Source organism: Wandonia haliotis (assembly GCF_039523435.1).
Classification (GTDB): Bacteria; Bacteroidota; Bacteroidia; order Flavobacteriales_D; family Crocinitomicaceae; genus Wandonia; species Wandonia haliotis.
The window spans coordinates 608230-622532 of the sequence record NZ_BAAAFH010000011.1 but is presented as its reverse complement, the minus strand read 5'-3'; the positions used below and the strand labels follow the sequence as shown (position 1 = coordinate 622532).

The 14303-nt window shown below is 39.1% G+C and carries 10 protein-coding genes; 6 read left to right on the top strand and 4 right to left on the bottom strand.

Going from position 1 to position 14303, the window contains the following annotated elements; translation table 11 throughout:
* Positions 1-5: 5 nt before the first annotated feature.
* Entirely contained in the window at positions 6-662 is a 657-nt protein-coding gene (locus ABDZ97_RS11050) for a hypothetical protein (protein WP_343787566.1), read from the top strand.
* A 77-nt stretch (positions 663-739) separates the two neighbouring features.
* On the opposite strand, the gene ABDZ97_RS11045 is transcribed toward ABDZ97_RS11050, so the two are convergent.
* Both ABDZ97_RS11045 and ABDZ97_RS11040 read right to left on the bottom strand, forming a co-directional pair.
* Positions 740-1345: a DUF5606 family protein gene (locus tag ABDZ97_RS11045; RefSeq protein ID WP_343787564.1), complete on the bottom strand. Its 606-nt coding sequence runs from the start codon at positions 1343-1345 to the stop codon at positions 740-742.
* Between the two features lie 53 nt (positions 1346-1398).
* The gene (locus ABDZ97_RS11040) at positions 1399-3897 is read right to left on the bottom strand and encodes a S8 family peptidase (RefSeq protein ID WP_343787562.1); all 2499 of its coding nucleotides are present in this window, start codon (positions 3895-3897) and stop codon (positions 1399-1401) included.
* A 126-nt stretch (positions 3898-4023) separates the two neighbouring features.
* Here ABDZ97_RS11040 and ABDZ97_RS11035 point away from each other — a divergent pair, with 126 nt between their 5' ends.
* From ABDZ97_RS11035 to ABDZ97_RS11015, 5 genes are all read left to right on the top strand, one after another.
* Positions 4024-5607, top strand: coding sequence for a S8 family peptidase (locus tag ABDZ97_RS11035; RefSeq protein ID WP_343787561.1), 1584 nt, complete (start codon positions 4024-4026; stop codon positions 5605-5607).
* A 142-nt stretch (positions 5608-5749) separates the two neighbouring features.
* Positions 5750-6844, top strand: a complete 1095-nt coding sequence (locus tag ABDZ97_RS11030) for a hypothetical protein (protein WP_343787559.1) — start codon at positions 5750-5752, stop codon at positions 6842-6844.
* Between the two features lie 44 nt (positions 6845-6888).
* Complete coding sequence (locus ABDZ97_RS11025) at positions 6889-7485, top strand: DUF4494 domain-containing protein (protein WP_343787557.1); 597 nt, start codon at positions 6889-6891, stop codon at positions 7483-7485.
* 5 nt (positions 7486-7490) lie between these two features.
* Positions 7491-8138, top strand: coding sequence for a pyridoxamine 5'-phosphate oxidase (pdxH, locus tag ABDZ97_RS11020; protein WP_343787555.1), 648 nt, complete (start codon positions 7491-7493; stop codon positions 8136-8138).
* A gap of 5 nt (positions 8139-8143) precedes the next feature.
* Positions 8144-9403 carry a M16 family metallopeptidase gene (locus ABDZ97_RS11015; protein ID WP_343787552.1) on the top strand — a complete coding sequence of 420 codons (1260 nt, stop codon included), beginning with the start codon at positions 8144-8146 and terminating at the stop codon, positions 9401-9403.
* Between the two features lie 54 nt (positions 9404-9457).
* On the opposite strand, the gene ABDZ97_RS11010 is transcribed toward ABDZ97_RS11015, so the two are convergent.
* Positions 9458-11800, bottom strand: coding sequence for an OmpA family protein (locus tag ABDZ97_RS11010; RefSeq protein WP_343787550.1), 2343 nt, complete (start codon positions 11798-11800; stop codon positions 9458-9460).
* A gap of 113 nt (positions 11801-11913) precedes the next feature.
* On the bottom strand, positions 11914-14262 hold the full coding sequence (locus ABDZ97_RS11005) for an OmpA family protein (protein ID WP_343787548.1): 2349 nt from the start codon (positions 14260-14262) through the stop codon (positions 11914-11916).
* Positions 14263-14303: the final 41 nt, after the last annotated feature.

Below are 14303 nucleotides of genomic sequence, written 5' to 3'. Positions count from 1 at the left end.
AGAAAATGAGGTTATTGGAAGTAATTATAATAGTGGTTTTCTTCTTGCTGAGTTGTGAATATGTAACAGATGCAGAAGGAGAGAAACAAATTGGAGTAGTTGCTGATTCGTCTGTTTCAAAAATGGAAGAAGAGAGAAGGTCTGTTAAAACTTTATCTTTGATTTCCTTTTTGGATGCTCCAATTGATCTACAGAAATATAAGAAGTCAAAAAACAATCAATACACTACAACAAGCGTAAGTAATAAAAAGGATTATTATTTTCAACCGAAAATTGAAAACGCAATCTACTATACCTACTATTATTCATCTGAAAGTGTTAAGGATTCAAAAAGAATTGATCAGGTAATTGTTTTTAAGCATGGAGAAAATAAGCACGTTTATAATGATGAAACTGAGATTTTGATTGAATTAAGGGTTTTCAATAATGATTCTGATTTAGGAGAAGCAAATCTAGTAGGTCTAACAAAAGGAGAGTTGGAGTCGAGGTTTGGGTCCGATTATCTACTATCTAATAACCGACTTATTTATTCGGATAAAAATAAAGTTCTCATTATCAAACTAAACGGTTCAAAAGTAAAAGCATACTATTATATAAAGTTGAATACTGAAAAGTTAGATGCTAATTTTATTGGACAACTAATAAAACAATCTCAGTTGTAAAATGAATAGTATTACAAACAAAAAAGCTGTCCGAAAGAAATAGGGACAGCTTTTTTGTTCTAGTATGTATGAATGGATTATTCCTCTTCTTTTTTCGCTTTCGCAGTTGTTTTCTTAGCTGCTGGTTTTTTTGGAGCGGCTTTTTCTTCAGTTTTTGCAGCTGCCTTTTTAGCTGGTGCTTTTTTCGCAGGAGTCTTTTTTTCTGTCTTTTCAGCTGTTTCCGTTGTTTTTTTTGCAGCTGCCTTTTTAGGTTTTTCTTCCTTTACCTCTTCAACAACTTCTTCTTCCGCTGTTTCTTCTTCAAGAATAAGCGCACCGGCCTTTTGCAGAAGGTTGTACCACTGAAATAATTTCTTTATGTCAGAAGGGTATACTCTGTCCTGATCATAGTTTGGAAGTACTTCTTCCATATAATCAGCCAGTTTCTTCTGACTTTCTTTATGTGAAATAGCTTGTCCGCCATCTTCTTTGTCAAAAATTGAACGGAATACATCTTTAAGCGGTATGTCTTCTTCATACGTGTAGATGCTGATGTCTTCCAAAGCAGAGATTCTGTTGTTTGAGTGCGCAGGAAAACGTTTACCATCTACCAAAGACTCAACAATAACATTGTTGTTTCCATGAGCAACAACTTTGTACAATCCCGGTTTTCCGGAAATTGAAATAATTCCTGTTAGATTCATTTCGTGTTTTTGAATTTAGTTGCCAAAAATAGCATAAAGCATTAAAAAAAGAGCTAATTCCTTACGAATTTTGATTCTTTAACAAATTGATTAGTGACAATGAAAAGTTGATAAAGTCCCCGGGCAAGCTCTCGGACAGATATTTCTTTCCCGTTGATCCATCCTTGCTGAACTAGTTTGCCATCCATATTGAGTATTGTATAGCTACCGTTCAATGCTTCCGAAGTGAAAAGAGTTCCGGAAGAGGGGTTGGGAGATATTGTAATTTCTGATTGCTCTTTTACTTCCGGAAGGTCCAGAACAGAGAAGAAAAGAGTATTCGATCGGGCCATACATCCCGACGGATCAGTAGCAGCAACGCTGTAATAACCGGAAATTTGCGGAAAAGTAGTTTGATTAGTCTCCCCCGGTAATGGTTCATCATTGAGATACCATTGATAATTAATATTGTTACTGGCAATTAAAGCTCCGTTTAGTTGTGAAATAAGTGATGGATTGGGTGTGGTTCCCGAAACAACATGTAGTGTATCAGATTGTGCTTTACATCCTTTTTCGTTTTCAACATAAGCTGAATAATTATTGGTTTCAAACACTTCTAAAGGATATGAAGTTTCTCCGGTGCTCCAGTTGATTGATAGGGGTTCCGGAGTGACTTCAAGTAATCCGGTTTTACTACAGAGCAAAGTATCTCCGAATACCTCAGGAGCAAAATTCGTACTGAGTAAGGTCGCAAGTGCATTTGCTTTTCCGGTTCCGAAAGCATAATTGGGAAGAGGCGAGGTGATAAACTCATCTGTAAAAGCTGTTTCCCGAATAGCATTTTGAAAATCCTGCCACGTAGATATGGGACACTTTTCCAGATACAGTGCTGCTATTCCCGCCACGACAGGAGAAGCCATGGAAGTTCCACCGTTTCGGACATGAAGCCCTCCTTCGTCAAGTTGATTGGCCGCGTAAGATTCGTTCATGACCCGGGCAGAAAGAGTGAGGTCACCTGCAGCGGTAATATCCGGTTTAAGAATATTTCTCCTGTTGGGGCCTTTTGAGGAATTTACACTTAGTTGTCCCGAAGGAACAAGTCCTCCATCCGGTGGATAAACATTTCCTTCGAAATCAATATAATTCTTCCTGTTTTGCATATTGGCAACCGTTACAACCTGCGGAGAACAAGCCCAAGCAGATACGATGGACTGTAGGGTGTCGGGAAAAATATAATGTTGGAAATCCGGATAGATAACCGGATCAGGAATAATAGTTTCAAAGTTACTAAGCCCCAGATTAACATGACTCCAGGCATCAAAGACACCTCCTTCTCCTGTCGTCATAAAACGGATGCGGTAATCCAGACTATCGGTGAAAAATAATGCTCTCAGGTTGTAATTCGGTCCAATAATTCGCTGATTATAGATCAGCTGTCCAATTGTATTTCCTCCGCTTTCCAGTGTTTCAAAAATATCTGTATTTAATACAGCACCAGCCTGAAAAAAATCTGTTCTTCCTCTGAACACCGGTCCCGGTGCATCCGCACCGAAGGCAAATTGAAGATTAGTAATGTCATTGGTATCTGCCCATACATCGACATAAACCCCCGGTGCTCCAAAGGAAAAAGAAGGATTAGGAATCAACCAGGTAAAAGAAGTGTCGGAGTTTGTTTCTCCGTGAATATGGTACGGACTCCAGGCTCCCGAGTTTCCAGCTGCTGCAACAACAATTCTCCCGGGTTTATTAGATAAAAGACTATCTATATATAACGTAGCGGGATCGGTTCCGTCGTGACTTCCCAGATAGATTCCTAAACTCAGGTTAACTACTGCCGGCATGTTGAGTGTATCTGCTACAGCAAATACATAGTCGACGGCTTCTGCAACAGTTGTTGTAAAATTGCCTCCTGACACTGGATTTTTTACAATAATAATGGATGATTCAGGAGCTACACCTTTATTTCTTCCGTTCGCGAGACCATTTCCGGAACCTGTTCCGGCGACAGTGGTTCCATGTCCTGACCCTGCATAATTCGGATAAATACCCGTATTAAAGTCACTGGAGTCATATATCTGCCCATATCCATATTTAGCAGGAGTTCTTGCATTTACAGCGGCTGTTTGATCCCAGTATCTCAAAACTCTGCTGTTGCCGTCACTATCCAGAAAATCACCGTGTGTAATATCACAACCGGTATCAACATATCCTATTATGACACCTTTCCCAGTGTAGGAGGAAGGTAATCCCTCCATCCCGGAATGAATTGGTGTAACCGAGTGTGTAACGAGAGCACTGTCATTGAGGATTACAGGTTGATAAGAAGTATTAATCGCAGTAATAAAACCGTCTTTTACTGCCTTTTTGAGTTCAGAAAAGGGAGCGGAAACATAAGCCCATCCGTTTGCTGAATAGCGGTAAACAATTGGATCGGGAAGTTGTGCACCTTCCTTTATTTTTACGGCATAATTACCATAAGAGGTTTCATTGTGTATGGTATCAAAGACAGATAATTGTCCCCATGAAATACAGGACATAACTCCTGTAAAGATCAAAAGCCAGTACTTTACCATTCGTAAGATTTCTCGTCCAATGTTCAACTTTTTTTTACCATCAATGGAAAAATTATTCCAAAATTCAGGATGTTTTATCATCTTTGGCATGAATACTGCAGAAAACTGTAGTAAACAGTTAAAGATATGAAAAAAATAGTAGTTAAGTTATCGCTGGCATTTTTCGCGTTAGGACTGTCGGCAGTTTCATTTGGACAGGAGAAGGGAGTCCTGAATTGGTATAACGGTAAGACACCGGGGATGAATACCGAAAAGGCATACAAAAAGTTGAAGAAGAAAGAGTCTTCGACAGTTGTTGTGGCTATTATTGATTCCGGAGTGGATACTTTTCACGAGGACTTACAAGGACAAATCTGGGTCAACGAAAAAGAGATTCCAGGAAATGGAATTGATGACGACGGAAACGGATATATTGATGATGTTCATGGTTGGAACTTCCTTGGAAATGCCAATGGAGAAAATATGAACGATGCTAAACTGGAAGTTACACGTTTGTATCAGCAACTTAAAGCTAAATATGACGGTAAGTCGGAAGATGAAGTAGAAGATAAAGAGGAGTATGCTTTCTACAAAAAAGTGAAAGACGACTACAATGCTAAAAAGAATGAGTACGAAGGGTATGTAATGCAAATTACCATGTTTAAGGATCAGATGTTACCAATGGTACCTACAATGATCTCAAAGGCATTGGGGAAAGAAGACTACACACTGAAAGATCTTAAGAAATGGAAGCCTGAGGATGCGCAGATGCAGCAAATGAAGCAAGTGGCGATTTCATTGAAAACAGGAGACCTTACACCTGAAGTACTGGAAGAGCAGTTGGAGCAGATTCAGGGTATGTTGGAAACGCACTATAGTCTGGATAAAGATTTTCGTGCAATTGTAGGTGACAAACCGAGTGATTTTTCTGATGTTAAGTATGGAAACACAGATGTAAAAGGTCCGGATGCATTACACGGTACTCACGTTGGAGGAATCGTAGGATCTCTTCGTGGAAACGGTTTGGGAGGTGACGGAGTAGCGGCAAACGTTAAGTTAATGTCACTTCGTGCGGTTCCTAACGGAGATGAGTATGACAAAGATATCGCTCTTGCTATTCGTTATGCAGTTGATAATGGTGCAATGGTAATCAATATGTCTTTCGGAAAAGCATACTCTCCAAATCAGAAAGAAGTGTACGAGGCAATGCGTTATGCTGAAGAAAAAGGAGTGTTGTTAGTACATGCAGCAGGAAATGATAGTAAGGACCTTGATGAGGAACCAAACTTCCCGGCTGTAATGTATGATTTCCAGGAGAAGGAAAATACAATGTTGCTTACAATCGGAGCATCCACCCGTCATTCAAAGAAAGGTGAATTGGCAGCGGCATTCTCAAATTATGGAAAGAAATCAGTAGATATTTTTGCTCCCGGTTTTGAGATCTATAACACAGTTCCTGAAAATGAATACATGAAATTACAGGGAACTTCAATGGCAGCTCCAATGGTATCAGGTGTGGCAGCTTTGATTAAATCGTACTATCCTTCACTTTCGATGAAAGAAATTAAGGACATCATCATTGAGTCTGGAAAAGATTACTCTGGAACAATGCATGTAAAACCAGGTACAGATGAAAAAGTTGACTTTGCTACGCTTTCCAAAACAGGAAAAGTAGTTGATGTTATGGAGGCTATTAAACTTGCCGAAGTAAAAGCAGCAGCTAAAAACTAATTCAGTTGTATAGAGAAAATGGAAAGGGGCTTTGATCAGCCCCTTTCTTTTTTAACAGAAACGCAAAGTAAGAAAAAGTCTAACTTTTCGTTATATTTGTAGGAGTGCCTCTTTCGGGCACTTTTTTTGTAGTATCAATAATATGAAGAGAGGAATCATAACACTTTTAGTGGCAGTATGCTTTGTCCAGATATCGTATGGACAGGAGTTCAAAGGAATTGGACCATTTACCAGTCTACAGGGATATTTTAAGGCGTTTCATAATGGCGTTATCCGTCAGTTGGAATACCTTCCTGTTAAATCATTTCAGGTAGGAGATAATCTTTTGGCTTATATTGATAATAAAGGAGATGTAAAAGTATTTCAGGGAGAACAGGTAAAAACATTAGCAGGGGTGGCTAATAACTATAGTGTTTCCGATAACATTCTTGTGTTTAACACCGGTCCCGTTACTTCGGTCTGGAAAGATGGTAAAGGGCAATTACTGACAAATTTCGGACGAAGATATGTTGTATCGGATAGTTTGGTTGTTTTTGAGGACACGCAATTCAATTCTGTAAAAGTGTGGTATAACGGTCAGATAAAAGATCTGTACACCGTGATTGGTGATATATACCTGCCTGCGGGGATAGGAGATAACGTAGTTGCTTTTGCAGCCGTTGGAGGAACACATTATGTATTCTACAAAGGAGCATTTTATGAAGCGGGAACGTACCGCGATCCGCTTACATTCTCCTGTGGACGTGATATTGTAGCGTTTAATGATCCGGTACAAATGTCCTTTGCTATTTTTGAAAAAGGGGAATTTCTTGATCTTGAACCTATGCACGCCAAACGTTTTATAGCCGGTTGGTCTTGTGTTACTTATACAGATCAAAATGGAAATTTACAATACTACGCTAATAATAGTGTAAAAACATTATCTAATTACGCTCCGGACTATTGGGATGCCAAAGATCAGATGGTCGTTTGGGGGGAAGGTGATTTATTCCAGGTTTGGGATGGAAAAAGAAAAGTGACAGCAGCTTATTTCAAACCCGAAAAATGGAAGCTGAAAAACAATGTTATTGCTTTCCAGAATCAAATGAAAGGAGTGGACTGTGTTATTGATGGAAAAGTAATAAACATAACAAATGAACCGGTGATTGATTTTTATATTTCGGGAAATATGGTTGTGTGTGAACTGCCGAATTCTTCCTTTCTGGCGTATGTAGATGGAAGAAAGATCCGATCGTAATTACAAAATCATTTCTCTGACTATCTTTGTAAAAAAATAAAACTATGAACAGTTGGTTTACCGTTAAGGTTAAATATACGAAACAATTGGAAGACGGAAGGTTAAAGCGTGTCAGTGAGCCTTACCTGTTCAATGCAATGTCTTTTACCGATGCTGAAGCGCGCGCTTATCAGGAAATAGGAGAGACCGTGAAAGGAGAATTTCTGATCACAAATATAGCTAAGACTGATTTTGCGGACATCTTTCACTATGAAGACTGCGATACATGGTATAAAGTAAAAATTACGTACGTTTCTGCAGATCCCGATAGTGATAAAGAAAAGCGTATTTCTAACAACTTGCTTGTAAATGCATCGAATGTAAAAGAAGCTTTCGACAGAACAAACGAGAGTATGAAAGGGATGATGGTTTCCTTCGATATCCCATCGATCGTTCTATCTCCTATTTTGGATATTTTCCCTTTCAATGAAGATGAAATGGAGTATCACGAACAACAACAGCAAGCAGAAGATGATTCGGAACCGGTTGGTTTTAAAGGTGCTACTGCCGGGGTGTTCTCTGCTTCAGGTTCAGATGATGACGACTTAGAGGAAGAAGTTCAGGGCGTAGTGGAAGACGATTATGATGGAGAAGAAGAGTAAGTAAAATGGATAAGTTTCTGAAAGCACTTCGGGATGATCATCACAACTTTTCGAAAGGAGAGTTGGAAAGGATCGCTGAAAATGTTAATCCGTTTGACTTTTTTGGAGTTTGGTTTAAAGAAGCAATAGAATCAGCTGCTCCTGAACCCAATGCGATGAATATTGCAACGGTTTCGGAGGATGGACAACCAAGTTCACGACTTGTTTACCTGAAAGAGTTCTATGATGAAGGGCTTGTATTTTACACAAATTATAATAGCCAGAAAGGGCGTGAAATAGCAATCAATCCAAAAGTAGCAGCCCATTTTTTCTGGCATCCTCTTGAAAGACAAGTAAGAATAGAGGGAATTGCCCGAAAAGCTCCCGTTTCATTAAGTGACAAGTATTTTGAATCCCGTCCGAAAGGCAGTCAGTTGGGGGCCTGGGCATCAGAACAAAGTGATGAGCTTTCGGACCGCAAGGACTTAATTCTTAAAGCAGAACTGATGGAGAAGGAGTTTGGTGGTACAATTCCCCGCCCCGAACATTGGGGAGGATATGTTATTGAGCCGATACATTATGAATTCTGGCAGGGACGACCTAACCGTCTCCATGACAGAATTTGTTTCCGAAAAGAAGGTACAAGTTGGCAGGTGTATCGTAAGAATCCGTAATTAGTATGAGTGAAAAACTCCCGTATATGTATACTCTTCCCAATGGGTTAAGAGTTGTTTTTCAGCCGGTAAAAAATCAGGTGGCTCATGCCGGTATTACCGTTTTGGCCGGTTCGAGGTTTGAGGATGATCATGAAGAAGGTCTGGCTCATTTCCTGGAGCATTCTATTTTTAAAGGAACAACAAAAAGAAAGGCATTCCATATTCTCAGCCGTCTGGACTCGGTGGGAGGAGAGTTGAATGCATATACGGCTAAAGAAGAGATCTGCATCTATGCCTCGTTCTCAAAGACGTATTTGGCACGGACACTGGAGCTATTGGCGGATATTGTTTTCCATTCGACTTTCCCGGAAAAAGAAATTCAGAAAGAGAAGGAAGTGATTGTTGATGAGATTAATTCGTATCTGGATAGTCCTTCCGAATGTATTTTTGATGAATTTGAAAGCTTATTATTTGCCAATCATCCTCTCGGGAGAAATATATTAGGAACTCAGGAAACCGTTCATTCGTTTACCCGTGAACATTTATTGGCTTATGTGGCCCGTTATTTTGGTCCGGAAAATATGGTTTTATCAATCGTAGGTCAGTTTTCGGAACGGAAAATACAAGAATTGTCTACCCGGTATTTTGGCGATTATAATGGACTGGGGAAGGCTCCGGTACTGAATCATTTTCAGAACTATGCTCCTGTAACGGTTGAGAAAAATAAATCTAACTATCAGTCGCACGGACTTATGGGAGGACTCGCATATCCATATAATGCCAAAGAGCGAAAAGCAATGGTATTGTTGAATAATATTCTGGGTGGTCCGGCACTTAATTCAAGACTTTCCTTATCGGTTCGTGAGAAATATGGCTATTCGTATAGTATTGAGTCTAATTATACACCTTATGCGGATACCGGCTTTTTCTCTATTTATTTTGGTACGGATAAACGTCATGTTCAAAATACATTACGGGTGATCCACAAAGAGTTGAAACGGTTAAAGGAACAAAAGCTGGGAGTTGTACAGTTGTCGAAAGCAAAAGAACAACTAAAAGGACATCTGGCATTGGCGGGAGAGAGTAATTCTGGATTGATGCTAGCACTGGGAAAAAGTGTGTTGATTTTTGACCAGATTGATACCACGCGGGAAATTTATAAAGGAATAGACAAAATTACTGCAGAAGAATTACTGCATATTGCCAATGAAGTTTTTGATCCTGAAAAACTGACTTACCTGATTTATAACCAGCGAGAAGAAGGGGAGGAGTTATATATCTAAAAAAACACCCCATTCATTTCGAATGAGGTGTTTCCATTTTATCTGTTTGTTTTTTTAGTTCTTGATAATTCTGAATTCAGTTCTTCGGTTTAACTGGTGTTCTGCTTCGGAACAATCAGAAACGACATCTCCTTCACAGCCACAATCATTTACTAATTGTGTTTCACCATATCCTTTTCCTGAGATTCTGCCCGGGTTACTGATGCGTTTACTGATATAATTCACGGTACGTTTTGCACGTCTGTCCGATAGCCATTCATTGTATTCGTATGATTCGCGACAGTCTGTATGCGATCCACATTCTATAACCATGTTCGGATTATTGTTCATAGCATCAATAATCTTCTGCAGCTTCTCTTTAGCATCTTTACGTATGAAAGAACTATTCAGGTCAAAGTAAATCGGATCCAGTTTAAGAATTTGTCCAAGATCTTCACCTACAGAAGCTTTTTCCATCAATAACTGAGCATTTAGAATGCTCTCATCTGTTAATTCGAAGGACAAGTCAATTGTTTTGGAGAGATAACCATCTTTTGTTATCTTAAATTTCAGATTAGCATTTCCTCCTTCGTCTCTTGACTGAAGAATTTTTGATGTATACATTCCTGATTCGTCTGTTTGTAAGTCTTCAAGAACAGAACCGTCTTCATCCAGAATTTGAACCGTAACCGTTCCGACAGATGCGTTGGAAGCAATATCAATTGTTTCAATTTTTAACTGGTAGTAAGGGATAATTTTCATATCATCCAATCGTAGATAAACCGGTTTGTATATTTCTTCATACTCAGGAATACAATTCGTTGCCAGTTTAGCTGTATGGAAAGTTGTTTTTCCATTGTTATAGGTATACGTCAACTCATATTCCTTACATTTTTCGAGTTTGGTAAAGTAGACCCCGTCCCGGATTCTGGGGAAAACAGTGATGGAGGAGTTTTTATCACAATTGGTACAGGCAACGGTAATGGCGATATCTTCAGGAAGCGGTTGATCGTTTACCACAAAGATCTGTCCTTTTAAAATTGCAGTATTGCTGTTTCGTGGAGGGAAATGTTGAATTTCATAAATATCAAGATCTCCTTTCCCTCCTGCACGGAAAGACGTGATATACCCTTTGAAACCATCTGTAGTTGTTGTATAAAAAGCATCATCAGCAGGGGAGTTAATCGGATAGCCCATATTAGCAGGAGTTCCCCAGTTTCCTTCTTCGTTACGTTTTGCACAGAAAATATCGAACCCTCCCATCGATTTTGATCCGTTTGAAGCAAAATACAAGGATTCATTGTCTATACTTACGAATGGAGCATCCTCATCATAAGGAGTATTGATTTCTGGGCCGAGATTTTGTGGCTCAGACCATGAATCATTTCCTGTTTTTTTCATGACATAAATATCTCTGCCTCCAAACCCACCGGGACGGTCAGAAACAAAATAAACCTCAGAACCATCGGGAGTTACGTATAGGTGAGGTTCCCAATTTTTCGTGTTAACAGCTTCTTTATCGATGGGTTGAATCGCATTAAATGTTCCATTGTTATACTGGGAGTAGTAAATATCTCCGTTTCCGGATTCATCGTTATATACGTATACTTTTCTCTCATCAATACTTACAGAAACAGTTGCTTCGTTTTGATTAGGTTTACAAAAATCCAGAATTTCAGGAGATTTCCATTTCCCATTTTCATCCTGAAAGCTGACAAAGATATCTTCGAGATAATTGTTCGTTGCAGGATCAATCATTCCTTCATTTTCTTCATCTTTCCAAAGTCTTCGGGAAGTAAAAAAGAGCGATGTCCCGTCGAGTGAAACAATAGGAGCGTATTCCGGACCACTAGTGTTAATAGAATCTCCGATATTGGAAAGTTTATCATCTGATGGATTATTCATCAGTTCCTCTGCAACTTCACATTGGATGAGTCCCAACTCAGCATAAGAAGAAAGAATGTTCTTTTTCCCGGCCAGTTCAAGAAATTTCTGGTAGTGATCTACAGCCTTTTTTATATTTCCTAACCGGTGATGAGCTTTTCCTAGATAGTATACAGCATCAATCGGTGCCTGTTGCTCTTTGGAACTGGACGCATCATATTTTTGGGTAACGTTAGCACATGCTTTTGTCAGCGGATCAATAGGACTGTTGATATCGGGATGATAATATAAGTAGGCATAACCCAGTCGATATTGGAAATTAGCATTTTCAGGAGAAGTACTAACCAGGTTTTCAGCAATTGTGGCAGCCTGTCTGAACATTCCGTTCAAAAGAAGTTCGCTGTTTGCCCGAACTAACTTTTCTGTATTACCTTCCTGAATCAGTTGTTGTAGTTCTTTTTCACTATACTGACCGTAAGCGATTCCTGAAAAAGTTAAAGTGATTAGGAGGATACGTAAAATTCGATTGATCATAAGCTTAATTCGTTAATGTATGATATGGCTTTGTACGGAAAGATAATCAGAAGGTTACAAAATAAAAAAGAGGACAAAAAAATGTCCTCTTTCTCATAATAATGTATGTTGTATTACAACTTGGTAATCTTAAATTCAGTACGTCTGTTTAACTGATGTTGTTCTTCTGAACAGGAAGATTCCTGTTTACCTTCACACTCACAGTTGTTAACCAGTTTCGTTTCTCCATACCCTTTGTACTTAACACGTGCAGGTTTGGAAATTCTGGATTTGATATATTCAGCTGAACTTTTTGCACGTTTGTTGGAAAGAGACTGGTTATAAGCTTTAGAAGCTCTACAGTCAGTATGTGCTCCCAATTCAATTTCCAAAGTTGGGTTCTCGTTCATTACTTTCACGATTTTATCCAGCTTGGGCTTTTCAGAATCTCTGATGTTCCATTTGTCAAGATCAAAGTAAATCGTATTAACAGCAAGCATATTTCCGATATCTTTTCCAAGATCCAGTTTATTCAACCCGATATTTTTAAGAACAGTTGACTCATTTCCTAGGTCATTTGTATTCAATGGGTTTTCATACGTTACGTATCCGTTCTTGGAAACGCGAAGGCTAAGTTCCGGGTTATCACCATATTCTTTCCCTTTCAGGATATCAGATGAATAGTTACCGTCTTTGTCTGTCATCATTTTCTCAACTACGTTTCCGTCTTTGTCAAGAATTTCAATCAGAACACCTTCCAATGGCTCTCCTGAGTCGGTATCAGTTATAGTACCTGCCAGTTCGTAATCAAGAGCCGGAATAATTGTCCAGTCTTCCAGTCTTAACAAGACTGGCTTATATATTTCCTCATACTCGTCATCGCACTTCGTTTTGATTTTGTCTGTATGAAATACAGTTTCTCCATCATTGTAAGCGTACACCATTTCGTACTCACGACATTTGTCAAGATTACTCATATAGGTGTTGTTCGATGTTCTTGGGTAAACTGTGCGGATATTCGTTTCACCACAATTCAAACATTTTACTGTAATGTTTACATCTTCCGGTAAAGATTCCCCTCCAACTACTGTTATAAGTCCTTTAAGTAAAGCAGAGTTTTTACGCCCGAAGTAATTGTCCTCAATTTCGTAAATATCTTTTTCTCCTTTTCCATCAGCACGGAAAGAGGTGATATATGCAAATCTTCCGTCCGAAGTAGTTGTATAGTATAAATCGTCTCCTGTTGAGTTGATCGGGGTTCCCATGTTAATAGGAGCAGACCAAACGCCCATATCGTCACAAACACTTACGAAAATGTCGAATCCACCGATTGAATTTTCATTGTTCGAAGCAAAGTAAAGTGTTTTGTTGTCTACAGCAATGAACGGGGCATCTTCATCATAGGCACTGTTGATCGGAGCACCAAGGTTATAAGGCTCACTCCAACTACCATCAGGTAGTTTAGTGATACGATAGATGTCACGTCCTCCCATTCCTTCTTTACGATCTGAAACAAAATAGATCGTGTTTCCATCAGGCGTAACGGAAATATGTGGTTCCCAGGAGTCCGTATTTACTCCTTCCATGTCAAATTTTTGTAGATCGTTAAATCTTCCGTTCTGGAAATCTGAATAATAGATATCTCCATTTCCCGTAAGATCATTGTACGTGTACAACTTTCTTTCGTCCGAACTTACAGAAATAGTCGCTTCATTCTGATTCGGCTGTGAATTTTCAAGACGAATAGGTGTTTCCCAGGCTCCGTCGAAATCTTTGTAACTAACATAGATATCTTCCAGATAGGTATCTGTTCTGGGGTCAATGTATTCGGCATTTGACGAATCTTCCCACAGACGTCTTGAGGTAAAATACAAAGCACTTCCATCAAGAGAAACAGCCGGAGAATATTCCGGAGCTTCCGTATTGATGGATTCACCGATGTTACGAATTTGAACAGAAGAACTTTTATCTGTGGCAACTTCCGTTTTTTTACATTGCATCAGTGCTAACTCAGAGAAACCTCTTAGCGCTGCTTTCTTAGGAGCTTTATCAATATATAACTGATAGTATTTTTTAGCTTCTTCAATATCTCCCTGATGGTGATAACACGATGCCAGGTGATAAAGTGCATCTATCGGAGCCTGTGTTTCCTTATCGCTGGAAGCATTATACTTCAGAGTCGTATTGTCTTTAACCTTTTCAAGTAGGTTGATTGCTTCTTCATAATTAATACTCTGTTGAGAAAGAGCATACCCTTTACGATAAAGGAAGTTTGAATTTCCGGGACTGCTTTCAATCAGTTTATCAGCTACTACAATAGACATCCTATAACGTCCATCCATCAAAAGATCGGTATTCTTCTTTAGCAGTTGTTTGGTTGATGCGGTTTGCGCAAATTCAATGATTTCCTGATCTGTTTTTTGCGCATACAAGGTCATTGAGCTTGCAAGCACTACAGCGGTAAATAGGATTAGTTTTTTCATCTTTACTTTGTTTCTACCTCTAAGGATACGAATATACTAAT

Coding starts and splice junctions, on each gene's coding strand:
- pdxH (WP_343787555.1), top strand. CDS start 7,491: ATGGATAAGTTTCTGAAAGCACTTCGGGATGATCATCACAACTTTTCG.
- ABDZ97_RS11040 (WP_343787562.1), bottom strand. CDS start 3,897: ATGGTAAAGTACTGGCTTTTGATCTTTACAGGAGTTATGTCCTGTATT.
- ABDZ97_RS11015 (WP_343787552.1), top strand. CDS start 8,144: ATGAGTGAAAAACTCCCGTATATGTATACTCTTCCCAATGGGTTAAGA.
- ABDZ97_RS11030 (WP_343787559.1), top strand. CDS start 5,750: ATGAAGAGAGGAATCATAACACTTTTAGTGGCAGTATGCTTTGTCCAG.
- ABDZ97_RS11035 (WP_343787561.1), top strand. CDS start 4,024: ATGAAAAAAATAGTAGTTAAGTTATCGCTGGCATTTTTCGCGTTAGGA.
- ABDZ97_RS11050 (WP_343787566.1), top strand. CDS start 6: ATGAGGTTATTGGAAGTAATTATAATAGTGGTTTTCTTCTTGCTGAGT.
- ABDZ97_RS11045 (WP_343787564.1), bottom strand. CDS start 1,345: ATGAATCTAACAGGAATTATTTCAATTTCCGGAAAACCGGGATTGTAC.
- ABDZ97_RS11025 (WP_343787557.1), top strand. CDS start 6,889: ATGAACAGTTGGTTTACCGTTAAGGTTAAATATACGAAACAATTGGAA.
- ABDZ97_RS11005 (WP_343787548.1), bottom strand. CDS start 14,262: ATGAAAAAACTAATCCTATTTACCGCTGTAGTGCTTGCAAGCTCAATG.
- ABDZ97_RS11010 (WP_343787550.1), bottom strand. CDS start 11,800: ATGATCAATCGAATTTTACGTATCCTCCTAATCACTTTAACTTTTTCA.